At 60.4% G+C, this 22,493-nt stretch carries 28 protein-coding genes and 2 tRNA genes; 12 read left to right on the top strand and 18 right to left on the bottom strand.

Annotated features, from left to right (window positions below; all coding sequences use genetic code 11):
* Positions 1-171: 171 nt before the first annotated feature.
* Positions 172-1,443: an OprD family porin gene (locus OO306_RS04860; RefSeq protein ID WP_265967896.1), complete on the top strand. Its 1,272-nt coding sequence runs from the start codon at positions 172-174 to the stop codon at positions 1,441-1,443.
* 429 nt (positions 1,444-1,872) lie between these two features.
* Here the strand turns inward: OO306_RS04860 and OO306_RS04855 are convergent, their stop codons facing one another.
* The 5 genes from OO306_RS04855 to OO306_RS04835 all read right to left on the bottom strand — a co-directional run bounded on the left by OO306_RS04855 (position 1,873) and on the right by OO306_RS04835 (position 4,742).
* A complete protein-coding gene (locus OO306_RS04855; RefSeq protein WP_265967895.1) occupies positions 1,873-2,046 on the bottom strand; it encodes a hypothetical protein in 174 nt (57 codons plus the stop codon).
* Positions 2,047-2,100: 54 nt separating this feature from the next.
* Positions 2,101-2,709, bottom strand: a complete 609-nt coding sequence (locus OO306_RS04850; protein ID WP_265967894.1) for a trans-aconitate 2-methyltransferase — start codon at positions 2,707-2,709, stop codon at positions 2,101-2,103.
* 168 nt (positions 2,710-2,877) lie between these two features.
* Positions 2,878-3,084, bottom strand: a complete 207-nt coding sequence (locus tag OO306_RS04845; protein WP_027592708.1) for a DUF6434 domain-containing protein — start codon at positions 3,082-3,084, stop codon at positions 2,878-2,880.
* A 90-nt stretch (positions 3,085-3,174) separates the two neighbouring features.
* A complete protein-coding gene (locus OO306_RS04840) occupies positions 3,175-3,360 on the bottom strand; it encodes a hypothetical protein (RefSeq protein WP_186704073.1) in 186 nt (61 codons plus the stop codon).
* A 335-nt stretch (positions 3,361-3,695) separates the two neighbouring features.
* A complete protein-coding gene (locus tag OO306_RS04835) occupies positions 3,696-4,742 on the bottom strand; it encodes an alpha/beta fold hydrolase (protein WP_238217273.1) in 1,047 nt (348 codons plus the stop codon).
* 210 nt (positions 4,743-4,952) lie between these two features.
* Here OO306_RS04835 and OO306_RS04830 point away from each other — a divergent pair, with 210 nt between their 5' ends.
* Positions 4,953-5,306, top strand: a complete 354-nt coding sequence (locus OO306_RS04830; protein WP_085273059.1) for an SH3 domain-containing protein — start codon at positions 4,953-4,955, stop codon at positions 5,304-5,306.
* A gap of 417 nt (positions 5,307-5,723) precedes the next feature.
* Complete coding sequence (locus tag OO306_RS04825; RefSeq protein WP_027592704.1) at positions 5,724-5,918, top strand: hypothetical protein; 195 nt, start codon at positions 5,724-5,726, stop codon at positions 5,916-5,918.
* 132 nt (positions 5,919-6,050) lie between these two features.
* Here OO306_RS04825 and OO306_RS04820 read toward each other — a convergent pair whose 3' ends face one another.
* Positions 6,051-6,956, bottom strand: coding sequence for a LysR family transcriptional regulator (locus OO306_RS04820; RefSeq protein ID WP_265967893.1), 906 nt, complete (start codon positions 6,954-6,956; stop codon positions 6,051-6,053).
* Between the two features lie 98 nt (positions 6,957-7,054).
* Between OO306_RS04820 and OO306_RS04815 the strand changes: the two genes are divergently transcribed.
* A complete protein-coding gene (locus OO306_RS04815; protein WP_027592702.1) occupies positions 7,055-7,816 on the top strand; it encodes a TSUP family transporter in 762 nt (253 codons plus the stop codon).
* Position 7,817: 1 nt separating this feature from the next.
* Here OO306_RS04815 and OO306_RS04810 read toward each other — a convergent pair whose 3' ends face one another.
* From OO306_RS04810 to OO306_RS04795, 4 genes are all read right to left on the bottom strand, one after another.
* Complete coding sequence (locus OO306_RS04810; protein ID WP_265967892.1) at positions 7,818-9,242, bottom strand: sensor domain-containing diguanylate cyclase; 1,425 nt, start codon at positions 9,240-9,242, stop codon at positions 7,818-7,820.
* Between the two features lie 138 nt (positions 9,243-9,380).
* Complete coding sequence (locus tag OO306_RS04805; RefSeq protein WP_099428837.1) at positions 9,381-11,210, bottom strand: SLC13 family permease; 1,830 nt, start codon at positions 11,208-11,210, stop codon at positions 9,381-9,383.
* Positions 11,211-11,350: 140 nt separating this feature from the next.
* The gene (locus OO306_RS04800) at positions 11,351-11,737 is read right to left on the bottom strand and encodes a glycine zipper domain-containing protein (protein ID WP_027592699.1); all 387 of its coding nucleotides are present in this window, start codon (positions 11,735-11,737) and stop codon (positions 11,351-11,353) included.
* A gap of 74 nt (positions 11,738-11,811) precedes the next feature.
* Entirely contained in the window at positions 11,812-11,997 is a 186-nt protein-coding gene (locus OO306_RS04795; RefSeq protein ID WP_265967891.1) for a hypothetical protein, read from the bottom strand.
* 225 nt (positions 11,998-12,222) lie between these two features.
* Between OO306_RS04795 and OO306_RS04790 the strand changes: the two genes are divergently transcribed.
* Complete coding sequence (locus tag OO306_RS04790; protein WP_099428838.1) at positions 12,223-13,383, top strand: GGDEF domain-containing protein; 1,161 nt, start codon at positions 12,223-12,225, stop codon at positions 13,381-13,383.
* A 1-nt stretch (position 13,384) separates the two neighbouring features.
* On the opposite strand, the gene OO306_RS04785 is transcribed toward OO306_RS04790, so the two are convergent.
* Entirely contained in the window at positions 13,385-13,687 is a 303-nt protein-coding gene (locus tag OO306_RS04785) for an RcnB family protein (RefSeq protein WP_265967890.1), read from the bottom strand.
* A gap of 113 nt (positions 13,688-13,800) precedes the next feature.
* On the opposite strand from OO306_RS04785, the gene OO306_RS04780 reads away from it, so the two are divergent.
* Positions 13,801-14,151 (top strand): hypothetical protein, encoded by a 351-nt coding sequence (locus OO306_RS04780; RefSeq protein WP_027592695.1) that lies wholly within the window; start codon positions 13,801-13,803, stop codon positions 14,149-14,151.
* Positions 14,152-14,183: 32 nt separating this feature from the next.
* On the top strand, positions 14,184-15,005 hold the full coding sequence (locus OO306_RS04775; protein ID WP_238217283.1) for a bifunctional 2-polyprenyl-6-hydroxyphenol methylase/3-demethylubiquinol 3-O-methyltransferase UbiG: 822 nt from the start codon (positions 14,184-14,186) through the stop codon (positions 15,003-15,005).
* Here OO306_RS04775 and OO306_RS04770 read toward each other — a convergent pair whose 3' ends face one another.
* The 4 genes from OO306_RS04770 to OO306_RS04755 all read right to left on the bottom strand — a co-directional run bounded on the left by OO306_RS04770 (position 15,006) and on the right by OO306_RS04755 (position 18,138).
* Entirely contained in the window at positions 15,006-15,773 is a 768-nt protein-coding gene (locus OO306_RS04770) for an SDR family oxidoreductase (RefSeq protein WP_027592693.1), read from the bottom strand.
* A 23-nt stretch (positions 15,774-15,796) separates the two neighbouring features.
* The gene (locus OO306_RS04765; RefSeq protein ID WP_265967889.1) at positions 15,797-16,864 is read right to left on the bottom strand and encodes a phosphotransferase family protein; all 1,068 of its coding nucleotides are present in this window, start codon (positions 16,862-16,864) and stop codon (positions 15,797-15,799) included.
* Between the two features lie 188 nt (positions 16,865-17,052).
* Positions 17,053-17,370 (bottom strand): SCP2 sterol-binding domain-containing protein, encoded by a 318-nt coding sequence (locus tag OO306_RS04760; RefSeq protein WP_085273065.1) that lies wholly within the window; start codon positions 17,368-17,370, stop codon positions 17,053-17,055.
* 54 nt (positions 17,371-17,424) lie between these two features.
* On the bottom strand, positions 17,425-18,138 hold the full coding sequence (locus OO306_RS04755) for a histidine phosphatase family protein (RefSeq protein ID WP_265967888.1): 714 nt from the start codon (positions 18,136-18,138) through the stop codon (positions 17,425-17,427).
* Positions 18,139-18,336: 198 nt separating this feature from the next.
* On the opposite strand from OO306_RS04755, the gene sohB reads away from it, so the two are divergent.
* The 4 genes from sohB to OO306_RS28390 all read left to right on the top strand — a co-directional run bounded on the left by sohB (position 18,337) and on the right by OO306_RS28390 (position 20,544).
* Positions 18,337-19,356: a protease SohB gene (gene sohB / locus OO306_RS04750; RefSeq protein ID WP_085273210.1), complete on the top strand. Its 1,020-nt coding sequence runs from the start codon at positions 18,337-18,339 to the stop codon at positions 19,354-19,356.
* A 153-nt stretch (positions 19,357-19,509) separates the two neighbouring features.
* Positions 19,510-19,583, top strand: a tRNA-Cys gene (locus OO306_RS04745).
* Positions 19,584-20,028: 445 nt separating this feature from the next.
* Complete coding sequence (locus tag OO306_RS04740; RefSeq protein WP_027592688.1) at positions 20,029-20,253, top strand: hypothetical protein; 225 nt, start codon at positions 20,029-20,031, stop codon at positions 20,251-20,253.
* A gap of 111 nt (positions 20,254-20,364) precedes the next feature.
* Entirely contained in the window at positions 20,365-20,544 is a 180-nt protein-coding gene (locus OO306_RS28390; RefSeq protein WP_369124820.1) for a hypothetical protein, read from the top strand.
* Positions 20,545-20,589: 45 nt separating this feature from the next.
* Here OO306_RS28390 and OO306_RS04735 read toward each other — a convergent pair whose 3' ends face one another.
* A complete protein-coding gene (locus tag OO306_RS04735; RefSeq protein WP_265967887.1) occupies positions 20,590-20,841 on the bottom strand; it encodes a hypothetical protein in 252 nt (83 codons plus the stop codon).
* Between the two features lie 773 nt (positions 20,842-21,614).
* Here OO306_RS04735 and OO306_RS04730 point away from each other — a divergent pair.
* Complete coding sequence (locus OO306_RS04730; protein WP_265967886.1) at positions 21,615-21,812, top strand: hypothetical protein; 198 nt, start codon at positions 21,615-21,617, stop codon at positions 21,810-21,812.
* Position 21,813: 1 nt separating this feature from the next.
* Here the strand turns inward: OO306_RS04730 and OO306_RS04725 are convergent, their stop codons facing one another.
* Positions 21,814-22,227, bottom strand: coding sequence for a DoxX family protein (locus OO306_RS04725; RefSeq protein WP_085273069.1), 414 nt, complete (start codon positions 22,225-22,227; stop codon positions 21,814-21,816).
* A gap of 104 nt (positions 22,228-22,331) precedes the next feature.
* Positions 22,332-22,416: transfer RNA gene (locus OO306_RS04720), tRNA-Leu, on the bottom strand.
* Between the last annotated feature and the right edge of the window lie 77 nt (positions 22,417-22,493).

Below are 22,493 nucleotides of genomic sequence, written 5' to 3'. Positions count from 1 at the left end.
CAGTAATAAGCCTGAGGTCATGCAGGCTTGCGCTATTCATAGAAAACGGAAGAACCCTCTGCTTGAAGGGGGCGTCAATTAATAGAAAGCGTTGTACAAAACCTCGTTGAATGAATGCTCGGCGTGACAAGCTGCGTTTATATTAAATGTCTGTGATGGAAATAATAAAAAATGAAAATCCGCGCATCCGAATATATTTACAATAACGCAAAGGTATTTTTTGTTCTGCCGCTTCTCAGTACGGTAGTCTGCGTGCAGGCAACCGAGGCTGGATTTATAGGGGATTCAACTGCTGCGCTGGCGCTACGTAATTTTTACATTAACCGTAACTTTGTAAGCGACTCTGCCACTCAAGGCAAAGCAGAAGAGTGGAGTCAAGCTTTTATCATGAATTATAAGTCGGGCTTTACCCAGGGGCCGGTGGGCTTTGGCGTTGACGCCCTGGGGCTGTTCGCCGTGAAGTTAGACAGTGGGCGTGGCACCCGAGGAACACAATTGCTGCCCATTCATGACGATGGCCGCGCGGCCGATGATTACGGGCGTTTGGCAATTGCAGGTAAAGCGCGGTTCTCTTCTACAGAGCTCAAGGTCGGCGAATGGATGCCCACGCTGCCAATCTTGCGTTCAGATGACGGCCGGTCGTTACCCCAGACGTTCCGCGGTGCACAGATTACTTCTCGAGAAATCGAAAATGTTACCCTCTACGGCGGGCAATTCCGTGCTAACAGCCCGCGAAATGATGCCAGCATGGAGGATATGTTCCTCGCGCAGAAACCGGGCGTTACCTCTGATCGGTTCAACTTCCTGGGTGGCGAGTATACGTTCAATGACAAGCGGACGATGCTCGGCGTGTGGGGGGCTGAGTTGAAAGATATCTATAGTCAGCAGATGGTGCAGCTCACCCATAGCCAATCCGTTGGCGACTGGACGCTGGGTGCCAATTTACAATGGTTCACTGGTAAGGATGAGGGGCGATCTCTGGCGGGAGATCTTGATAACCGTACAGGATCTGGTTTGTTTTTCGCCAAGTATGGTGCAAACACATTTTATATCGGGTTGCAAAAGGTCTCTGGTCAGGATGGTTGGATGAAAGTTAACGGCACGTCGGGTGGCTCACTGGCCAATGACAGCTTTAACTCTAGCTACGAAAATGCTAATGAGCGCTCTTGGCAGTTGCGACATGATTATAATTTCACGGTACTGGGTGTGCCCGGGCTGACCCTTATGAACCGGTACATCAAGGGAAGCGGTATCCATGTGGGTACTGAGACTGACGCCAAGGAGTGGGGCAGGGAGAGTGAACTGGCTTATGTTTTTCAATCTGGCGCACTTAAAGACCTGAACGTCAAATGGCGAAATTCGACACTGCGTCGAGCGTGGGGGACTAATACTAGTTTCAATGAAAACCGCCTAATCATTAACTACCCGCTTTCGCTGTTTTGATTTACAGGGATTGTTAGTGGCCCCCGAGCGTCTGTGGTCTGCAGTTAACGGCAGGCTATATTAGGAAGGACTAGCTGGGTAGAGTCGCGTTCGGTTGCGATGAAGCCCATGCGTAAAGCAGTGGGCGTCATCGAGAAATGAACGTACAGATCGCCAGGTAGACTAAGTTCACGGTGATAAGCTCACGCATCATGGCTGTGGCCAGCCGCCATCGTATGGGCATTCATACTGCTGCCTTCCAGTTTGTAGTAGCACACCCCACGGATCCGCGATCATCCGGCTGTGCGGGTGCTGAGGCAGACAGTTGGGTTGATGGTGAGGCCAATTCCCTTTTGTTTGCTCTCGCGAACCGGGGATATCGATTCTGATTTCAACGGGCAAAGCAAAGCCCGCCAAGGCGGGCTAGGGCGGTTCCGTCAGAGGGCAGCGTTATACTTTTTGCTGTTGCCGGCGCTGGACACGGGTCACGGCGATCTGCACGGCAGCCGCTACAACGCAGAGCAAGCCGATTTTCCAGCTGCCCTCCAGCCCGAAATGCTCGGAGGCCTTCCCAGCGATGAGTACGCTAAAGAAGATGGCGACAGGCAGGATCAATTTATTCATTAGGGCTTCCAGCAGAGAACGACAAAAGGCGTAAAGGGCATACGGTTCGGGTCATTAGGCTTGGTCAGCCTCGGCGGAATGCACCTTGCGCACGATCACATCGATCCGATGCCAATTCACGGATTCAGAATCGATGATCATAGGGGATTCCGTTTCACGCAACAGGATAACCTCAAGCCCTTCTGAAAGCCGCCGAACGTCTTCCACGCTTTGAAATGACATCTGCACTTGGCTCGCCCAGCTGTGCCTCAGGCCGAAGAAATGGCCCACGAAGGCGCCACCTGGCAGTAGTGCATCGCGCACCTGGCTCCAGAGGTAATCGAATCGGCCAGGGTGGCAAAAAGGCAGGGAAAGGCCGGCGTGGATCAAGTTCGAGGCAGGCAACTCGGTGAGGTGCTCAAAGTCTGCGACTTTCGCGTCGAGCATGCGGGCGTCGCTCGATGAGCACTTGCGGATCGTCCTGGCGATGGCTTCAGGTTCTTTGTCGATTGCCAGAACCTGCCAGCCTGCCTGGATGAGTTGCCAAGCCTCATTGCCGGCGCCGCACCCCAGGTCGACTGCGTGGCGTGGGTATTGATCTTTGACGTGGTCAATCGCGTAACTGAGCAGTGGGGAGGGGGCACGTTTGTCCGTGCGCTCATAGAAAGCGTTCCAGCTCGTCATCGATAAAGCGTCCTGACCAGTCCATTGTTCATCAGGCCATTGAGGGAGTGGCCCTGCATCATCGATGGATATTATCTCGGTAACTCACCCCGCCTGGGTTCGGTGTATTACTGCACGTTACCGAGTACATCCAGCTTGAGTTAACCCCTCACCCTCAGCGCGCCAAATTCAAAGATGGGTACGTATCCACCCGTCAGCCACGTCGCCCATCGTCAACGGCTCGCCGCTCTTGATCCAGGCCATGAAGGCGCGATCAAACTTGAATGCGCTTCCGCACTCATCCGTCAGGAACCGTCGAACTTTTTGCGTGCTCCGGTAGTGTTTGTCCAGCGGGGTGCTTCTGGTGATCGGCCCTGCGTGCCAGTCAACGCTCATTTCCCTATTCCCGTTCGAAGGCATGAGCAAAGAGCTTACCCGCGCAGACGCTACAAATCACTCATGCGCTGGCCGCTGGCTGAACAGGGGCTACTGCAAGGTCGGTGGTTTGACCGTGCCCGCCATCTTGCTCAACACCGCCTCTATTCGCGCGATCGACTTCTCAAGGTCATCGGCTTCCTTGTCATAGCCCTCCTTTCTAAATCGATCACGCGACTGTCGCAGGTTGAGCAGGTTTTTTTGCAGTTTCAGGGCCGAGGCGTCGAACGGGTCCATGCTTTTCTCATGCGGTGGGCATCCGTGCCGTTGTAGGAAAATGGGACCGTAGCAGCTCGATTTTGCCGATGAAACTGATGTTTCATACAGGGAAATGCCACTGCTTGGATTTCTCCTACGATGCACGGGTAAAGATCCTACAAACTTCGCATCTGACCGTTTCAAATCGTGTGCTGCAGATGGTCCTCAACGCCCCGGGCTCAAGGGTTTTGAGCAATTTCGGTCGCGCCGTCGCCCGCAGCGGTGTAAAGCAAGGCCACCGAACGTTGTGAAACCTTATGTAGCAATTACAGCCCCTGAAGTAGGGGCTGCTGACGCGGGAAACACGTCGGTGACTACAGGTGGTCCGCGTCGATCACTGCTTGAGCGAACGCATCGGGGGCTTCTTGGGGCAGGTTGTGGCCAATGCCGCCACTGATCAGGCGGTACGCGTACTTGCCGGTGAAGCGTTGTGCATAGCTTTCTGCCGGTGGGTGCGGTGCTCCGTTGGCATCACCTTCCAAGGTAATGGTCGGCACACTGATGCTGGGGAAGGTGGCCAGTTTCGCTTCCAGTGGGGCGTAGCGGGCCTCGCCCTGTGCCAGCCCCAAGCGCCAGCGGTAGTTGTGCACGGTGATGGCAACCTGATCGGGGTTGTCCAGCGCCTTGGCACTGCGCTCGAAGGTGGTGTCATCGAAGGCCCACTTGGGTGAGGCGGTTTGCCAGATCAGCTTGGCGAACGCATGGCGGTTCTTGTCATAACCGGCTTGGCCGCGCTCGGTGGCGAAGTAGTACTGGTACCACCATTGCAGTTCGGCACTGGGCGGGAGCGGCGCCTTGGCGGCTTCCTGGCTGCTGATCAGGTAGCCACTGACTGACACCAGTGCTTTGACCCGCTCGGGCCACAGGGCCGAGACGATGTCGGCAGTACGGGCGCCCCAGTCGAAACCGGCGAGTACGGCGTGCTGGATGTGAAGGGCGTCCATGAAGGCGATGACGTCGCTGGCCAGGGCCGAGGGCTGGGCATTGCGTAGGGTCTGCGCTGAAAGGAAGCGGGTCTGCCCATAGCCCCGTACGTACGGCACGAGCACGCGGTAGCCTTTTGCGGCGAGCTTCGGTGCCACCGCCTCGAAACTGTGAATGTCGTAGGGCCACCCATGCAGCAAGATGACCACAGGGCCATCGGCTGGGCCTTGCTCGACATAGGCCACATCGAGAACGCCAGCTTCAACGTGCTTGAGTGGGCCGAAGCGCTCCGCTGGGGTGGCCGTTGCCTGAGCCGGTGCTGACGCAGCCGAACAGGCGGCAGTCGCCATCAGGCCAAGGGGAAGAAGGGCACAGGCGAGGAGGTGGCGGATGCGGCGTGTTGGGTGGCTTGAAGGTGTCGAGGGGTGGGCAAGCATCGTGCATCTCCTTGGCAAGGCCATAGGTATGGGTTGATGCAAGCCAGTAAAGAGGACCTCTGTATCGAGGGTATGTCCGATTTAGCTGTAGGAAACGTTCTTGTGTATCAGGTCTCAGTTTGTACACATAAAGATACAACCACGCCGTCGCAGCGTGTCAGACCGCTTCTGCTACGATCGATAATTTTCCCCAGGCCAAGGAGAGGCCCTATGCATTACGTCGTGATCGAGCGCCACCGCAGCGAATACCCAAGGCCGATTCGTTTTGCCAAGGGCACGCTGCTGGATATCGGCCCGCGCTATGAAGGCGAGCCGGGCTGGCAGGACTGGTACTTGTGTTCATGCCCTGGGCAGGAGCCGGGGTGGGTGCCGGCGCAATTGATCGAGCGGTTCAGTGTGGAGAAAGGCAGGGCGCTTGATCACTACTCGGCCCATGAGCTGGATGCCGACCCCGGGCAACTGGTGCAGAAGGTGCGCTCGCTCAATGGCTGGATGTGGTGTCGGCGCCATGACGATGATGAGTTCGGTTGGTTGCCGCTGGCAAAACTGGAGCAATTGAGTTGAGGTGGGTCGCGCCGCTGTGCTGATCACTGGCATCTGATCCGCTTTTTTTCTACAAACCTGCATCTGTAACCGTATCAGCCATGGACCGACAATAGGCCCATCCCCGCATCACACTGTAGAGGTTCCGATGGGCAAGCTGACGCTGTTCCTGGGTGGTTTTCTGCTCCTGACCATTCTGATAGGTATTTTGGGCACCATTCCGCCAAGCTGACTTTCACCCGACTCCTCCCTTCGCGGCCCGTCTGATTCGCCAGATGGGCCCACCCGCCTGCGCCCTCGGCTACTCCGTTCATTCACCATGACTGATCAGTGGTACCTGCAAGTAATTCTCAAGTGCGAATGGCTCGTGTAATCTCCCGCCGCCGTCCTGCGGCCCACGTTGATGGGCCGGTCTTTTGCCTTGGAGTCGAAACACACATGGAATGCAAGAAAGGCACTTCAGCCATGCTGGAGTGGCGTAGCCGTTTTCTCGCTGAAGGCACGCTCGATGAGGACGCGTACGACGAGGCACTGCGCAGCGCGGGCGTATTGGAACAGGCGGGTGAGATCAGCACGCTTGAGTGGATCGAGTTGGTCAGGCTGGCCAATACAGCGTTGCTGCATGTGCGATAAGTCGTTCTTTGCGCTGGGAAATCTGTCCACAAAAAACGTGGGTAGGTCTGTGGATAAAATGCTGCAAGCCAAGCCGGAAGCGGGCTCTGTTAAATTGAGCAGAATTTGAACAGTCCTTTTGAGTCCTCGCCGTCACGCCGACAGGCCGGCGCGGCGCAGGGCCTGCAGCAGTTCACGAACCCGCGCGGGCAACTCGCCGGCCGGGTACAGCGCGTGCATTTGCGGGTCTTGGCCGGTGCTTGAGGTCAAGCGGTATTGCGGGCACACCCGCACCAGGCGCCCGGCCTTGACCTGAGTTTCGCCCACCCAGGCCGCCAGGCGGGCGATACCGGCCCCGGCCAGTGTGCTGTGGTACACCGCATCGCCGGAATCCAGCCGAAGCCGTGGCGTCGGGCGCATGTTGGTGATCAGGCCATCTCGGCAAAAATGCCAGGCTTTGAGTATGCGTGGGGCGGTATGCAGAATCAGTGCGTGGTGTTCCAGGTCTTCTGGGTGTTGCGGGTTGCCGGCCCTGGCCAGGTAAGCCGGGCTCGCATAAAGATGGCGCTGGTAACCCCACAGCGGATAGCCGATCAGTTCGCTGGATTGCGGAAAGGCACCGCGTACCACGAAGTCAAACTTGTCCAGCAGCGGGTCCAGGGCGGCATCGCTGTACTGCACGTCCAAGGTCACCTGTGGATGACGCTGGGAAAACTCAGCGAGTACCCGGGGCAATACATGCTCACCCAGCAATTGCGGCACGGCGAAACGGATCCAGCCTTGGGCGCTACCGCTTAGCGCGGCCAACTCGTCGACTGCATCACGTTGCACATCCAGCAAGCGTTCGGCATGGGGGAGCAGGCGCTCGCCAGCTTCGGTCAGGGTCACCGCGTTGGCGTTGCGGTTGAGCAGTTTACTGCCGGCGTTGTCCTCCAGCGTTTGCACCGCTCGGGTTACCGCGCTGGGTGAACGCCCTAGGGCGCGTGCCGCAGCGACGAAGCTGCGCTTGTGGGCGACACTGACGAACGCCTGAATCTCCCGCAGCATGTCCAAGGCCATTGCCTGCTCCTCATTGCAGTTTTCGCAATGTGGCATTTCAACACAAGCGCGGCACTTTGATTAGCCTTGCAGCCTGTCTTACTGCCTGGAGTCGCGTCATGATGGATATCGCTGTACTTTCTGTGTTCGCCTTTGCCGCCGGGTTGATCGATGCCGCCGTAGGCGGTGGCGGGCTTATTCAGATCCCGGCGCTGTTCAACGTGCTGCCCACCGCGCAACCGGCTGCCTTGCTGGGCACCAACAAACTGGCCTCGGTGTGCGGCACTGCCTTTGCGGCCCGCTCGTTCATCCGCAAGGTCACATTGGACTGGGGGCTGATCGTGCCGGCGGCGCTCAGTGCCTTTGTCATGTCGTTTGCCGGCGCCGCCACGGTATCGCTGGTGCCGCCCAGCGTGATGCGCCCCGCCGTACTGGTGATGATCGTGCTGATGGCGATCTACACGTTCTGCAAAAAGGACTTCGGCACGTTGCACAAGCCCACGCAGATCGGCCGCAAGGAGCAATGCCTGGCGGTGTTGATCGGCGGGGCCATCGGTTTTTACGACGGCCTGTTCGGGCCAGGGACCGGCAGCTTCCTGATCTTTCTGTTCATTCGTTTTTTTGCCTTGGACTTCCTGCACGCCTCGGCTTCGGCCAAGGTGGTGAACATCGCCACCAACTTGGCGGCGCTGGTGTTCTTCGTGCCGTCGGGCAACGTGCTGTATGCCATCGCCTTGCCCATGGCGGCCTGCAACATCCTCGGTGCGTTGACCGGCACCTGGCTGGCGGTGCGCAAGGGCGCAGGTTTCGTGCGCGGGCTGTTCCTGATTTTGCTGTGCGTACTGATTGCCAAGTTGTCCTGGGATTTGCTGGCCGGTTGAGTCAGACCACCTGGCGCTGTGCCTCGGCCTGTTCGACGCGGTTGCGGCCATGCGCCTTGGCCCGGTACAGCGCCTGGTCAGCGCGCGCCAGTAGCTCGTCCAGGCTCGGCGCCGGGGTGTCGGCGGCGCAGCCGTCCAGGCCGATGCTCACGGTGATCTGCAGGCGATGGTCGGCGTGCACCACGTGCAGGTCCTGTACGGCCCGGCGCAGGCGTTCGGCAGTGAATTTGGCGCGATCTGGCGCAAGGCCTGGGAGGATCACGACGAACTCCTCGCCGCCCATGCGCGCGAACAGCTCGCCTTCGTGCAACTGGTCTTGCAGGGTGCGGGCGAACTGGCGCAGTACCTGGTCACCGATTGCGTGGCCATGCGCGTCGTTGATCGCCTTGAAGTGATCGATATCCAGCATCATCAACGTCAGCGGCAGCGCTTGGGCATGTTGCTGGCGGCTATCGAGCAGTGCATTGGCGCGGCGGGTGAACGCGCTGCGGGTCAGCACCCCGGTCAGGTGGTCGATGGTGGCCTGGTGCGCCAGGCGTGCCATGAGGCTGCGATTGGCCTGGCTGACGCAGGCCACCACCAGCGGCCCGAGCACCAGCATGGCGATGCCCAAGCGCGCCGACATCAGGGTGGTGACCCCGGGTTCGCTCTGCGGCACGCTGAAGTGCATGAGGTTTTGCGCGACTGCGACGATGAGGGTGCTGCCGGCGGTGAGCGTCAGCATCGAGACCAGAAACGGCGGGTAGGTCCAGGCACACCACAGCAGGGCGGCGATCGGGAAGGCAATCGCCCCCGGCCCACCGAAGGCGATGCTGAAGGCCAGCGAGCCAAGCAGCACCAGCAGCGGCGGCAAACGCACTGCCTGGGCGCCACTGCGCACCATTGCCCGCACCGAGGGCGCCGTCAGCAGCACCGGCAGCACCAGTATACTGGTCGAGAATTGTTCACTGAACCAGGCCAGCCAGGTGGCCTGCAGCGATTGCTCGAACCACGGTGCGGCCATCACCGAGGCCATGCTCGCGGCAACCATCGCGCCAGCGGCGCATGCGGCAAACACACTGAGTACGCCATGCGGGCTGCGCATGCGTCGGTGCAGGCGCGGCACGCGTGACAACAACTGCCACACGGTGAACACCATGCCGAGGTTGCACAGGTTGAACCACAACGCCGGCTTCCAGGCGCTGCCGCACAGCAGGTCTGCCAGCACCATGGCCAGCCACACCAGCATGAAGCCGAGGGCGTTGGCCTGGCGGGGGTAGCGCAACAGCACGCCGACCAATACCGCATTCACCGGCCAGAACAGGGAGAGGGACTCGATGGGACGTGCCAGGATGCCGCCGAGGGTCAGGGCAAACGTGAGGCAAAGCAGCGCGACATAGGGCAACAAGCGCGATTGGGCTGGAAAAACCATGAACTCGACCGGCAAGCGGAAACGAAATCCAGGACAACGGCTTGAAGCACCTGGGGCAATTACGTGTCAGTGTGTTTCGACAGGGTACTTGATGTCAATCTGCCGCGATCCTGCAAGATAATGCCAAATTGCCGCTATCCCCAGTCGATTTCCTTACAAGCCAAAGAACCACGGGACCATCACCACAGTCACCAGCATCACCAGCAAGGTGAATGGCACGCCGACTTTGACGAAATCACCGAACCGGTATTGCCCCGGGCCCAGCACCAGGGTGTTGACCGGTGACGAGACGGGCGTCATGAACGCAGCCGATGCGGCGAGGGCCACGGTCATGGCGAAGGGGTAGGGCGACATGCCCAGTTGCGTGGCCGTGCTGATTGCCACCGGCGCCATCAGCACGGCAGTGGCGGTGTTGGAAATGAACAGGCCGATCACCGCCGTCACGGCAAACAGGCAGGCAAGAATGGCACTGGGGCCGGCCCCGCCCAGCACACTGACCAGCCCGGTCACGGCCAAGTCGATGCCGCCGGTTTTTTGCAGGGCCTGGGCGAACGGCAGCATGCCGACGATCAGTACCAGGCTCTGCCAATGGATTGCCCGGTAGGCGCTGTTCATGTCGATGCACCGGCCTGCGCCCATCAGCAGGCAGCCGATCAGCGCGGCGATCACATTGGGCACCGCGCCGCTGACCATCAGCCCGACCATCACCGCCAGGCTCAACAAGGCCTGCGGCGCACGCGTGCGGGCCGGGGCGACCTGGTCGATCTCGGCGGGCAAGCTCAACACCAGAAAGTCGTGCGGTTTGCTCTGCAGTTGACGCACGGCTTTCCAGGGCCCGACCACCAGCAGGGTATCGCCCAGGCGCAGCTTTTCTTCCACCAGTTGCTCTTCGATGGCCACCTGATCGCGGCGCAAGCCGACCACGTTGAGGTCGAAACGGGTGCGGAACGCCAGCTCGAGGATGCTCTTGCCGATCAGCTGCGAGCCGGGTGGCAGCGACACTTCGGCCATGCCCAGTTCCTGCGACTGATCGATGAAGTAGGCCGCCTTGAAATGCAGCGGCTCCAGTTGCATGGTCTGGCACAGGCTGCGCAGGTCGTCGCGGTTGGCGAACAGGTCGAGCAGCAGCACGTCGCCCTGGTGCAGCACGGTATTGGAGTCGGCGGTGATCACCCGTGTGCTGAATTTATGCTGGCGCTCGATGCCGATCACGTTGGCGCCATGCTTTGTACGCAGCTCCAGCTCGCCCAGGGTGTGGCCAATCAGCGGTGAGTGCGGGCGGATGCGCAGGCGCCGCTCGCGACCGCTGAGCTTGTAGTCCAGTACCAGGTCAAGCAACGTGCGGCGGGTTTCCACCCGGCCGTCCTTGCGCACTTCGCCGTTGAGCCAGTGGCGGGTGAGCAGCATGTAGCCGATGCCCAGCACCAGCACCACCAGGCCGAACGGGGTAAAGCTGAAGAAGTTGAAGCCCTGTTCGCCATGGCGCACCAGTTCGCTGTGCACCACCACGTTGGGCGGCGTGGCCACCAGGCTGAGCATGCCGCTGATCAGGCCGGCAAAGCTCAGCGGCATCATCAGGCGGCTGGGCGAGAGCTTGAGGCGTGCGGCGATGCTCAGCACCACCGGGATGAAGATCGCCACCACTCCCGTAGAACTCATCACCGACCCCAGGCCCGCCACCGCCACCATCAGCAGTACCAGCAAGCGCGCCTCACTGTTGCCGGCGCGTTCGCTCATCCATTCGCCGATGCGGTAGGCAATGCCGGTGCGTACCAGGCCTTCGCCGATCACGAACAGGGCAGCGATCAGTACCACGTTGGGGTCGCTGAAACCGGCCAGCGCCTGTTCCACCGTGAGGATGCCCGATAACGGCAGGGCGAGGATCACCATGAGGGCGACCACGTCCATGCGCGGGCGGTTGATGATGAAGAGGACGACGACGATGGCCAGCAGGCCGAGGACCCAGAGCAGCTCGTGGTTCATGGGGAGGGGGTGTTCCTTCACACAGGGGCACGGTAGACATTAGCAGCCAGTGTGCCAGCTTGGGATGAAGGGTGTGTTGATGTGTTGCAGGGTTTAAGACGCAAAAGGGGCCGCTATGCGGCCCCTGTTTATCACTTGGATCAGTGACGGTGACGGTGGTGCTTCTTGCCGTTGTTGTCGCCCATGTGGTTACCGATGGCACCACCGGCCGCGCCACCCAGGCCGGCACCAATGGTGGAGCCGGCAGAACCGCCGACTTTGCCACCGAGCAGCGAACCGCCCGCAGAACCCAGGCCACCGCCGATGGCAGCCTCGGTGCGGTTGCCCTTGCGAGCGCCTACCGCACTGCCGGCAGCGCCGCCGACACCGGCGCCGATGGCAGCGCCTGTGCTGCCGCCGATCTGTTGGCCGACAACGTTACCCAGTACACCACCCAGGCCACCGCCAATGGCGGCGGTACCGTCACCGGCGAAAGCGCCCTGGCACAGCAGCAGGCCGAGGGCAAGGGAAGGCAGAGTCAGACGCATGGTACGAACCTCAAAAGGAATCATCAGTTTAAGGTGCCGCGCAGCGGGCGGCGGGTCAGGGTTGCAAAGACGCTTCAGCGGTAGTAGCGGTCACCGCGGTATTGACGGTCGTCGTCATCGTCACGGTCATGCCGATGATGGTGGCCATGGCCACGGTCGCGATCACGCCAGCCATCGTCGTCGTCATGGTAGCGATGGCTGTGGCAGCCAGCAGTCAGCGGGATGGCGGCAATCAGCGAAAAGCTTGCAAGGCGGGTCATCACGATATAGGTCCTTGATCCGCAAAGGTTTACGGGACACTTCCTGAGACTGGGATCGATCCATTTGGTTTCCTGGGCGGGCAAAAAATTGTCCTGCCAGCGATGAGTGGCGTGCTTGCCGGCTGCTGTTCTGTCTCGCTCGGTCATGGCCGAGCCGGCCGTCGGCACCTAGACTGCACGGTAAGCCGCAGCCAAGACGGCAAAACTGCCACACGGTGAATCACGATGATCGCCCACACCCCCACGCTGTTCGCCGCGGTCGCCCTGGTAGCGACCATTCTGGCTTTCTGCCTGCTGCTGGTCGGCCGCAGCAACCGCCGCGACAACCTGCTGCTTACCGGCTGCGGGCTGCTGGTGCATGCCTTGGCGTATGTCTGCTACACCGTTTACGCGCAAGCGCCGCTGTGGCTCAGCTATGGCCTGGGCAACAGCTTGCTGTCACTGGCCCTGGCGTTTTATTCGGCCAGCTTGTTCCGGGTGCGTGAGCAAGTGATCCCGTGGCGGCTGATCTTCATCATCCCGGCGTGCATGCTGGTGGGGCTGATGCTGCTGCTCGACACCCTCGAACCACGCATGCTGCTGGCGACGCTGGTGCTGATGCTGCAGTGCTCGATGATCCTGTACTGGGCCAGGCGGTACGTCGAGCGACCAGGCAGGGCGCACCTGCTGCTGCAGATCGGTGCGCTGATCAGCCTGGTCGGGTTGGGCATGCGCGCCGTGGCGGTGGCCAATGGCACGGCGGTGGAAATGCGCTATGACACCAGCAACCTCAAACAGAGCATTTCGGTGGCGATCGGCACAGTCACGGTGATGATGTATTCCATCGGCCTGGTCTTGATGGCCAAGGAGCGTAGCGAATCGCGCCTACAGCACTTGGCCTTGCGCGATGTGTTGACCGGCACCTACAACCGCCGGGCGATCCTCGAACGCTTCGGCGTGGAGCTCGACCGAGCCCGCGAGGCGCAGAGCAGCCTGGCCGTGGCCATGATCGATATCGATCACTTCAAGCGGATCAACGACCTGTATGGGCACCTGGCGGGTGACGAGGTGTTGTGCCATTGCGTGCGTCAGTTGCAGCAGCGTTTGCGCCAGGGGGACAGCCTTGGGCGCTATGGTGGGGAGGAATTCCTGCTGCTGTTGCCAGGTACCGACAGAAGCGGGGCGATGGCCGCGCTGCAGGGTTTGCGGGAAGCGATCGCCAACAGCCCCGCGCGTTTTGCCGGTGATGAGATCGAGCTGCGTTTCAGCGTCGGGCTGTGGTGCGGTGTGCCGGGGCCCAGGGACAGCACCTCCAGCCTGTTGGCGCAGGCGGATGCAGCGCTTTATCAGGCCAAGGCCGCCGGGCGCAACACCGTGCACATGGCGGCCTTGGTGCAGGTCAGTTGATTCAGCTGGCCGGGTGGATCGCCAACACTACCCCATTGGTGATCTGCACCAGCACGTAGTGCTCGCCCATGCGTACCCAATGGCTTTCCTTTTCTGGGGTGGGCAGGCCTTTGGCCTTCCAGTCTTTTACCGTCTCATCATCGCGCTTGTATTGGTCGGGGGCCTTGTCACCCACCTTGAGTTCACGGTTGTGGGTTTCTGGCCCAGTAATGCTTTCTTCGGCGGACGGGGCGGCAGAAGCGGCCAACGGCAGGCAGGGCAGGGCGGCGAGCAGCAAGGCGGGTATCAGGTGATGCTTTTTCATCGCGGTTTCCTTGTGACGGCATGTTCCTACTGCGACAGCAGCATGCGCCCGACAATTCACTCGCGGTGCCGCCAATGCTAGAGTCGCCTTCTTTTTTGCCCTGAGGATTGAACATGCGAGCGATTCTGCCGATGGCCGCGGTACTGATGCTGGTCGGTTGCGCTTCCGCGACCATGGAAACGGCACGTGGCGGCAAGCCGACCGCGCAGCTCGATTCGCACAAGGCGCCAGAACTGGTTGCCCAATGCATTCAGTTCAGCTGGCAGGAAGAGGCGGTGTTCGGGGACGATGCCAGTGGCTACCTGGAGCCGCGCAAACAGGGTGGTTTCACCGTGTATACCCGCGAGGCCGAGGCGTTCGTGGACGTTTATCCGCAGGCGGGTGGGGCGCGGGTCGATTACTACGCGCAAAAAAATGACGGCGTGGCGCTGCAGCGGCGTGCTGCTGCGGCGACGTGCCTGTAATAAAACAGTACGAGCAGACAAGGACGTCAACCATGGACCGATCGCTGCAACTCAACCGCACCAGCTGGGACGAACGCGCGCCCTTGCACGCTGCCTCGAAAGACTATGAGGTCGAGCTGCTGGTCGAACGCCCCGCGCATCTTTCCGAAACCGTTCGTTTCGACTTGCCGCTGCTGGGCGATATCCACGGGCTCAACGCCGTTCACCTGCAGTGCCACATCGGCACCGATACCCTGTCGCTCGCGCGCCTTGGCGCGCAGGTTTGTGGTCTGGATTTTTCCGCGGCTTCGCTGGCACAGGCGCGGGCGTTGGCCGAACGCTGCGCAGCGCCAATCGCGTATGTGGAGTCAGATGTCTACGCCGCCGACCAGGTGCTGCCAGCGGGCACGTTCGACCTTGTCTACACCGGCATCGGCGCGCTCTGCTGGCTGCCCCGCATCGAGCCGTGGGCGCGCGCTGTGGCGGCCTTGTTGAAACCGGGTGGGCGGCTGTTCCTGCGCGATGGCCACCCGATGCTGATGGCCGTCAACGAAGACCACCAGGACCGCCTGTTGATCGAGTATCCGTACTTCGAGCACGAAACCCCGACGGTGTGGCACACCGACCAGACGTACGTCGAAACCGACCAGCGCCTCGTCCATACCGAGACCCATGAGTGGAACCACGGCCTGGGCGAGGTTATCAGTGCCTTGCTGGCGCACGGGCTGCAACTGACAGGCCTGGTCGAGCACCCGAGCATCCCTTGGGAAGCGCTGCCTGGGCAGATGGACAAGGGCGCCGACGGCGAGTGGCGTTTGCGCCACCAGCCGTCACGCCTGCCCTTGAGCTACACCTTGCAGGCGATCAAGGCCTGATCAGGACAAGTAACCACCGTCGACGTTGAGTGCGGTGCCGGTGGTGTAGCTGGAGGCGTCGCTGGCCAGGTACAGCACCGCGCCGGCCATTTCCTTGGGGTCGGCCACGCGCTTGAGCGGGATTTGCTGCAGGGCGGCGTTGAGGATGGCCTCGTTCTTCACCAGCGCCGAGGCGAACTTGGTATCGGTCAGGCCGGGTAGCAGGGCATTGCAGCGGATGCCGAATGGCGCGCATTCCTTGGCGAAGACCTTGGTCATGTTGATCACCGCAGCCTTGGTCACCGAATAGATGCCTTGGAAGTGCCCAGGCGAAACACCGTTGATCGACGCCACGTTGATGATGCTGCCGCCGCCGTGTTCGCGCATCAGCTTGCCGGCTTCCACCGACATGAAAAAGTAGCCGCGGATATTGACGTCGACGGTCTTCTGGAAGGCGAGCAGGTCGGTGTCCAGCACGTTGCCGAACTGCGGGTTGGTGGCCGCGTTGTTGACCAGGATATCCAGGCGCCCGAACTGTTCGCGTATCCCCGCGAACACCTGCTGGATCTGCTCCATTTCGCCGATATGGCAGGCCACTGCGGTGGCCTTGCCCCCGGCGGCGATGATCGCGTCGGCAACGTGCTGGCAGCCGTCCAGTTTGCGGCTGGAGACAATGACATGGGCGCCCTGCTGCGCCAGCAGATGGGCAATGGCCTCGCCGATGCCGCGGCTGGCGCCGGAAACGAAGGCGATCTTGCCGTCAAGGTCGAACAAGTGGGTCTTGGACATGCTGTTTTCCTTGTTATCTGTCGTCAGAGCGTGGAGGTGCGGGTCACCTGCAAGGCCATCTGCTCCAGCAGCCGGTTCATGTGGATGAACTGAGCGAAGCGTTTGTCCTGGGTTTGGCCGTGGTAGTAGCGGTAGTAGATCTGCTGGACGATGCCGGCGAGGCGGAACAGGCCATAGCAATAGTAGTAATCGAAGTTGTCGAGGCGAATGCCGGCGCGCTCGGCGTAGTAGTCGACGAACTGCCGGCGGGTGAGCATGCCGGGCGCGTTACTGGGTTGGCGGCGCATCAGTTGCACGGGCGCCGGGTCTGCTGCCTCGATCCAGTAGGCCAGGCTGTTGCCCAGGTCCATCAGTGGGTCACCGAGGGTGGCCATCTCCCAATCCAGCACACCGATGATGCGCATCGGGTTGTCGGCATCGAGTATCACGTTATCGAAGCGGTAGTCGTTGTGGACGATGCCGGGGCGTGGATGGTCGGCGGGCATCTTGTCGTGCAACCAGGCAATCACGTGCTCCCAGCGCGGGGCATCATCGGTGATGGCTTTGGCGTAGCGGCTGGTCCACCCCTCGATCTGGCGTTGCACATAGCCTTCCGGCTTGCCCAGGTCGGCCAGGCCGCAGGCTTGGTAGTCGACCTGATGCAGCTCGACCAGGCGGTCGATGAAGCTTTTGCACAAGGCTTCGGTGCTGGCTGCGTCGAGCTTGAGTTCAGCCGGGATGTCCGAGCGCAGGATGATGCCGTTGACCCGCTCCATCACATAGAACTCGCCGCCGATCAGGGTCTCGTCGGTGCAGTGCACGTACGCCTTGGGGCAGTAAGGGAAGCCACTGTTGAGCTGATTTAGGATGCGAAATTCACGGCCCATGTCGTGGGCCGACTTGGCCTTCTGCCCGAATGGCGGGCGGCGCAGCACAAACTCTCGGCCGGGGTAGGTGACCAGGTAGGTGAGGTTGGAGGCGCCGCCGGGGAACTGGCTGATGCTCGGCAAGCCTTCGAGGCCGGGAATATGGGCCTTGAGATAAGGGTCGATGACGGCCGCGTCGAGTTCTTCGCCGGGGCGGACCTGGGTGGACTGATCGGTGAGCGTCATGCGTTTTCCTTATTTTCGTTCGCAACAACTATTGGCTAATCTAATGGCCTGCTGGCGTTGGAACAAGCGTGCCAGCCGTCATATAGGTAAGGGTCTTGCTGATGGATCAATCGCCTTGATGTGATCGGGCAAAAAAAAACCGAAGCCGGTCAGGCTTCGGTTTTTTGATCAATCGGCGTGCCCATCACTCAGGACGGGAACAGCTCGCTGAGCTTCATCGACAGCATCATGTCGCCCTCGACGCGCAGCTTGCCGCCCATGAAAGCCTGCATGCCGTCGGTCTCGCCACTGACGATACCCTTGAGGGTCTCGCTGTCCAGTACCAGGGTGCAGTTGGCGTCTGGGTTTTCGCCTTCTTGGATGTCACACGTACCGTCCTTGATGATCAGGGCGTACTTTTTGTCTTCGTCGGTGATGTCGAAGCCGAACACCAGGTCCAGGCCTGCGGCAGCGGCTGGATTGAACTTTGCTTTCATCGCTTCGACGGCTTTAGCTACATCGCTCATGGCGTAATCCTTATTAAGTTATATTCGCGTCCGCAGGGACACAACAAGCCGGGCTTATCGGTAGGTGACAAGCTCCGGCGCCCTCAACAGCTGCACGTGGGCTTGGCTGTTGAAGGAGGCCAGTGCCACGTCGCGGCCCCGAAACTTCAGTTGGCTGAGCGACGTGTTGATGATCTGCCAGTTCAGCGCGAAGGCTTGGCTGGGGGTAATGCCGGTAACCAGATGGAGCAGGGCCGCAATGGTGCCGCCGGAGGTGAAGATGGCGATGTTGTCGCCACTGCCCGCGCCTTCGAGCACACGTTGCAGGCCACGCTGGACGCGCGCGGTGAAGGCCTGCCAGGTCTCCAGGCCATCGTCGGCAGGATGATCGCCCGCGTGCCAGCGCTGCACCATCAGCGCGAACAGGCGCTGGAATTCGCTGCGATGCTGCGCGCCATTGCGCAGGATGTGCAGGGCATCGGGTTCTTGCGCCAGCAGGCCGGGCAGCAGGGCACGGATCACGCCATCGGCATCGAACTCATTGAATGCCGCATCGGTCTCAACAGCCGGAACCGGGCAGCCTGTGGCGTGCAAGGCCTCCAGGGCCAGGCGTGCGGTATCCTGCTGGCGGCGCAGGTCGCCGGCCACGCAACGATCCAGCTGCACATCGAGCAGTGCCAGGTGTTCACCCAGGGCTTGGCTCTGACGCACACCGATGGTCGAGAGGACGTCGTAGTCCTCGGCACCGAAGGAGGCTTGGCCATGTCGGATCAGGTAGAGGTTGCCCACGGAGGTATCCGGCCTGTTGGAGGTTGCTGCGAGGTTAGGATGTGCCACACAGGCTGTCAACGAAAAAACATACAAGCGTTTGAAAAGGTTGTTTGAACTGTGTTGCCAGCGTTTACACCGGCTGGCAGCGCCTCAGGCGCACCGGTATGCTTGCAGCAGTTACGCGCCGAACTGGCGCTGGTCTATGAAGGAGTCAACGTGGAGTTTCTTGCCGAATACGCAAGCTTTCTCGCCAAAACCGCCACCTTGGTGATTGCCATCCTGGTAGTGCTGTCGGCCATCGCCGGTTTGCGCGGTAAAGGGCGGCGCAAACCGGGCGGGCAATTGCAGGTCACCCGCCTCAACGAGTTCTATAAAGAGCTGCGTGAGCGCCTGGAATCGGGCCTGCTCGACAAGGCCCAGCTGAAGGCCCTGCGCAAACAGCAGGCCAAGGCGGAAAAACAGCAGAAAAAAGGCAAGGCCGAAGAAAAGGGCCGGGTCTTCGTGCTCGATTTCGATGGCGACATCAAGGCCTCGGCCACCGAGAGCCTGCGCAACGAAATCACCGCGCTGCTGACCCTCGCCACCCCGCAGGACGAAGTAGTGCTGCGCCTGGAGAGTGGCGGTGGCCTGGTACACAGCTACGGCCTGGCGGCTTCGCAGCTGGCGCGTATTCGCCAGGCGGGCATCCCGTTGACCGTGTGCATCGACAAGGTGGCGGCCAGCGGCGGCTACATGATGGCCTGCATTGGCGAGAAGATCGTAAGCGCGCCATTTGCCGTGCTGGGTTCGATTGGTGTGGTGGCGCAACTGCCTAACGTCAATCGCCTGTTGAAGAAGCATGACATCGATTTCGAAGTGCTCACAGCGGGCGAATACAAGCGCACCCTCACCGTGTTCGGCGAAAACACCGAGAAGGGCAGGGAGAAGTTCCAGGAAGACCTGGACATCACCCACCAGCTGTTCAAAGACTTTGTCTCGCGCTATCGCCCGCAGTTGCACATCGACGAAGTGGCCACCGGCGAAGTCTGGCTGGGCGTGGCGGCTCTCAACCGCAAGCTGGTTGACGAGCTGCAGACCAGCGACGAGTACCTCAGCGACCGCGCCCGCAACGCCAACCTGTTCCACCTGCATTACGCCGAACGCAAGAGCCTGCAGGAGCGTATCGGCATGGCTGCCAGCGGCACGGTGGAGAACACCGTGGTGGGGCTTTGGAGCAAACTCGGCCGCTTGCGCTAACACCTTGAACCCCTTGAAATTTTTTTATGTTCAGGGGGTTGCAAGGTTCGATGATTGAAGACATAATGGCGCCCATCGAAACGCAGCGAACTTTGAAAAAGGTTCAGTGTTTCAAGGAGATAGCAAAGCGCAAGCAGCTAGATCCGACTTTGAGGCCGAGTAGCAAAGTGGTTATGCTCCGGATTGCAAATCCGTCTACGCCGGTTCGATTCCGACCTCGGCCTCCATTATTCGAAAGCCCCGCAGATTAACGTCTGCGGGGTTTTTCTTTGTGGGGCGGAAAATACAGAAGCCCCTTGAGGCGTGACGCCTAAGCTCAGCACGTGTTGGGCTTTTCCGTTTTTAGCGACAGGGTTATTTTTCAAGGTGTACCGACTGTTGCGATTCACAAAAAAGAAACTCTCCAAGGCGCTGCGAAAGTGGTTCGTCTACCTCGCTGTTGCAGGTGTCGCGGGCCATTCCAGCCGACTGTTCGACCACCTTTCCCTGTGGAAACCCTGGCGTTTAGCTAAGGGCGTTGCCGCATACCTCATTGCCTTTTGATGACGTTTTATACTGAAAGGGGTACTGCAGCATGAAGCGGTGTGCCAGGGTACAAATTTATAAGTAGCGCTTCCGACCCTGGAGGAGTATTGATGGCTTCCCGGCGCAATGTCGGAGGGAGTCACCTCAATGGATCGCAAGCCAAGCAATCAGGAAGTCGCTGTGGCGATCGGCATTAGCGAAGCGGAAGTCATTCGGTACAGAAGCGAGACGTTGTTGCTCGGCGATGGGTCATGGCTCATCCACTTCACATTCTTGATGCCCAAAGAGCTTCGGTTCGGCCTGACCGGGAGCTTTACCCACATCTTGAAAGCGGCGCCGCCGGCCGGTGACCGGCGAGTGGAGGCCCTGTAACGGCAGGCACCGGTGGCAAGGGCAGGGGATTTCGCCCATTCTGTGGCCGATGCAGCGTATAGTGACAAACGAGTTGCTGCATTTCAGTGACTCCTCTATCGAGGTTCAGTCATGAATGCCTCCCATCAGTCCCCCACGCACAAAGCCCACCTGCGGCTAGACGAGCAGATCAAAGCATTCCTTTCTAAGGGCGGAGCCATCCAGGAAGTGGCGTCTGGCATTGGTGCATCCGATCGTGTTGGCCCCAAGCTGCCATCGGCGAGGTGGCCCAGCTCCAAAGTCGTCAGGTAAGGCGAATGGGGTCGCACAGCGACCCCAATGACGGCTGAAGAAGCGTTATTGAGGTGGGTAGCGTGCCAAGTCCGCTTCCAGCTTTTCAGCGTCGCCTACCCGCTTGCGCACTTCGGCGTAAAACTGCTGGCTTTGGTTCTGAAACCGAATGTAGTCGCGGTCGCACGCTTCTTGCGCGGCCGTGAGTTCGTGGCCGGCAAGCCCCTGGATGGATTGGCGTGACAGGATGTAGGCCTGCCAGCAGTTCTCTACTTTGAGCAACCCGCGAGCGAACGCTTTTGTCTCGATTGTCGCCATTGGAGCACCCTCTTTGCGCCGAAAATCGGCACGTCGGTGTGGATCGCCAGAGCGACGATGGGCAATGTGTGGAAAAGCCGAATACCCGAGTATCGGATAGTGGAGCTTAGTGCGTTTTGAAGGGGGCGCTCGTAGGTCAGCCGGTCGGGCGATGCAATAGAAAAGAAAAGCCCGCCTGCAAGGGGCGGGCTAAAAGAACGTACGGAGCAAGGCCAGTGTGCCGCCTCTATTGTCGGTAATACGTGAAGCGGGGGTCATTAGGCTGTCGTTTGGTGTGGGTAGGGTTCAATTCTGGGGGGTATGTGGGCTGCGAAGTGTAGGGCGTTGGAGCTTCTGCGCTTATAAGATCGAGCGCCGCCCGCGCGGCGCTTCGCAGCGCAAGGCTGCTCCTACATCTGTTTCGGGCCAGTCACGCCTATGGCATCTGCCTTGGTTGCCCGACCCGATATCGCGCCATGCGCCAAGGAGCCGCGCGCCAATGCCCCAGGAATAACTGGCCCGAAACAGATGTAGGAGCAGCCTTGTGCTGCGAAGCGCCGCGCGGGCGGCGCTCGATTTCAAACGCGCTAAAAATCTCAAGCCAGGCCCTTCGCCCCACTATCAAAAATCACCACCCAAAAAAAGCCCGCCATGAAAAGGCGGGCAAATAACGTTTGAAGGGAGAGCCTGCAGATTGCGCCCGCTCCGTTAACTCAGCATTAAGCCGCAACCCATTGACCTCGCCCCCTGTTCAGCCTATACAAGCCTCCCGCCATCCCAGGAGCCCGCCCCGCATGCGCGACGAAGACGATCTGCACGAGCCCGAGCATGACCACCTGCTCGACCACGAATTCCTTTACGACGGCATCGACCCCGAGGCAGACGCCCAGGGCGCCGAAGACCCTGTCGAGGAGGATGATGAAACGCTGGATGACCTCGATGACGAGGAACGTGATCACCCAGCCTGGTTCGACGACTGCGAAGACGCGTGAGTCAGCGACGGTCCAGTGAGAAGCGGCCGGGGCCACTCACGGCCAGCAACAGCAAGCCGCCAATGATGCTCAGGTTTTTCAGGAACTGGGTCATGTTGGCGCTGCGCTCGGGGTCGACCATGTTCCAGAACGGGTGGCCGATCAATGCGGTGCCCAGCACGAACAGTGCAAACAGGAAGGCCAGCGGGCGCGTGTAGAACCCCAGAATCAGCACGATGCCGACGAAAAACTCCATGATCACCGCAACGGCCGCGGCGATCGTAGGGGCGGGGGCGCCGAGGGAGGTCATGTAGCTGACCGTGCCTTCAAAGCCGGTCAACTTGGCCCACCCGGACACAACAAACAGAATCATCAGCAGAATGCGGGCAACCAGGATGATGAAGTCGCGTTGACCATCGAACAGGGAGTAGCGCATGGCGGCATACCAGTGGACGGGGACAAGCTCCACTCTAGCAGTTGCACCGGGGATTTCCGCTGGGCAGCAAAAAGGCGCCACCAGGGCGCCTTTTCGAAGGAATTTGGTGCGAGTGGCGGGACTCGAACCCGCAAGGCTCACGCCGGCAGATTTTAAGTCTGCTGTGTATACCAATTCCACCACACTCGCACTTGAATGGGCCTTGACGACCGACGGGCTTCTAAGCAGAGGTATCTCAGTAGAAAGCGCGTTGCATTCAAGCGCGC

The organism is Pseudomonas sp. DCB_AW (assembly GCF_026240895.1).
Taxonomy (GTDB): domain Bacteria; phylum Pseudomonadota; class Gammaproteobacteria; order Pseudomonadales; family Pseudomonadaceae; genus Aquipseudomonas; species Aquipseudomonas kermanshahensis.
Note: the sequence above shows the minus strand (reverse complement) of the source record. Positions and strands in the feature narration are given on the sequence as shown.

Bases quoted from the DNA above. Each gene is read 5' to 3' on its own strand.
- OO306_RS04770 (WP_027592693.1), bottom strand. From the start codon at position 15,773: ATGTCCAAGACCCACTTGTTCGACCTTGACGGCAAGATCGCCTTCGTT.
- OO306_RS04800 (WP_027592699.1), bottom strand. From the start codon at position 11,737: ATGCGTCTGACTCTGCCTTCCCTTGCCCTCGGCCTGCTGCTGTGCCAG.
- OO306_RS04835 (WP_238217273.1), bottom strand. From the start codon at position 4,742: ATGCTTGCCCACCCCTCGACACCTTCAAGCCACCCAACACGCCGCATC.
- OO306_RS04830 (WP_085273059.1), top strand. From the start codon at position 4,953: ATGCATTACGTCGTGATCGAGCGCCACCGCAGCGAATACCCAAGGCCG.
- OO306_RS04825 (WP_027592704.1), top strand. From the start codon at position 5,724: ATGGAATGCAAGAAAGGCACTTCAGCCATGCTGGAGTGGCGTAGCCGT.
- OO306_RS04765 (WP_265967889.1), bottom strand. From the start codon at position 16,864: ATGACGCTCACCGATCAGTCCACCCAGGTCCGCCCCGGCGAAGAACTC.
- OO306_RS04725 (WP_085273069.1), bottom strand. From the start codon at position 22,227: ATGCGCTACTCCCTGTTCGATGGTCAACGCGACTTCATCATCCTGGTT.
- OO306_RS04820 (WP_265967893.1), bottom strand. From the start codon at position 6,956: ATGGCCTTGGACATGCTGCGGGAGATTCAGGCGTTCGTCAGTGTCGCC.
- OO306_RS28390 (WP_369124820.1), top strand. From the start codon at position 20,365: ATGAATGCCTCCCATCAGTCCCCCACGCACAAAGCCCACCTGCGGCTA.
- OO306_RS04775 (WP_238217283.1), top strand. From the start codon at position 14,184: ATGGACCGATCGCTGCAACTCAACCGCACCAGCTGGGACGAACGCGCG.
- OO306_RS04845 (WP_027592708.1), bottom strand. From the start codon at position 3,084: ATGAGCGTTGACTGGCACGCAGGGCCGATCACCAGAAGCACCCCGCTG.
- OO306_RS04740 (WP_027592688.1), top strand. From the start codon at position 20,029: ATGGATCGCAAGCCAAGCAATCAGGAAGTCGCTGTGGCGATCGGCATT.
- OO306_RS04805 (WP_099428837.1), bottom strand. From the start codon at position 11,210: ATGAACCACGAGCTGCTCTGGGTCCTCGGCCTGCTGGCCATCGTCGTC.
- OO306_RS04730 (WP_265967886.1), top strand. From the start codon at position 21,615: ATGCGCGACGAAGACGATCTGCACGAGCCCGAGCATGACCACCTGCTC.
- OO306_RS04840 (WP_186704073.1), bottom strand. From the start codon at position 3,360: ATGGACCCGTTCGACGCCTCGGCCCTGAAACTGCAAAAAAACCTGCTC.
- OO306_RS04735 (WP_265967887.1), bottom strand. From the start codon at position 20,841: ATGGCGACAATCGAGACAAAAGCGTTCGCTCGCGGGTTGCTCAAAGTA.
- OO306_RS04855 (WP_265967895.1), bottom strand. From the start codon at position 2,046: ATGAATAAATTGATCCTGCCTGTCGCCATCTTCTTTAGCGTACTCATC.
- OO306_RS04785 (WP_265967890.1), bottom strand. From the start codon at position 13,687: ATGAAAAAGCATCACCTGATACCCGCCTTGCTGCTCGCCGCCCTGCCC.
- OO306_RS04850 (WP_265967894.1), bottom strand. From the start codon at position 2,709: ATGACGAGCTGGAACGCTTTCTATGAGCGCACGGACAAACGTGCCCCC.
- OO306_RS04795 (WP_265967891.1), bottom strand. From the start codon at position 11,997: ATGACCCGCCTTGCAAGCTTTTCGCTGATTGCCGCCATCCCGCTGACT.
- OO306_RS04780 (WP_027592695.1), top strand. From the start codon at position 13,801: ATGCGAGCGATTCTGCCGATGGCCGCGGTACTGATGCTGGTCGGTTGC.
- OO306_RS04790 (WP_099428838.1), top strand. From the start codon at position 12,223: ATGATCGCCCACACCCCCACGCTGTTCGCCGCGGTCGCCCTGGTAGCG.
- OO306_RS04760 (WP_085273065.1), bottom strand. From the start codon at position 17,370: ATGAGCGATGTAGCTAAAGCCGTCGAAGCGATGAAAGCAAAGTTCAAT.
- OO306_RS04815 (WP_027592702.1), top strand. From the start codon at position 7,055: ATGATGGATATCGCTGTACTTTCTGTGTTCGCCTTTGCCGCCGGGTTG.
- OO306_RS04860 (WP_265967896.1), top strand. From the start codon at position 172: ATGAAAATCCGCGCATCCGAATATATTTACAATAACGCAAAGGTATTT.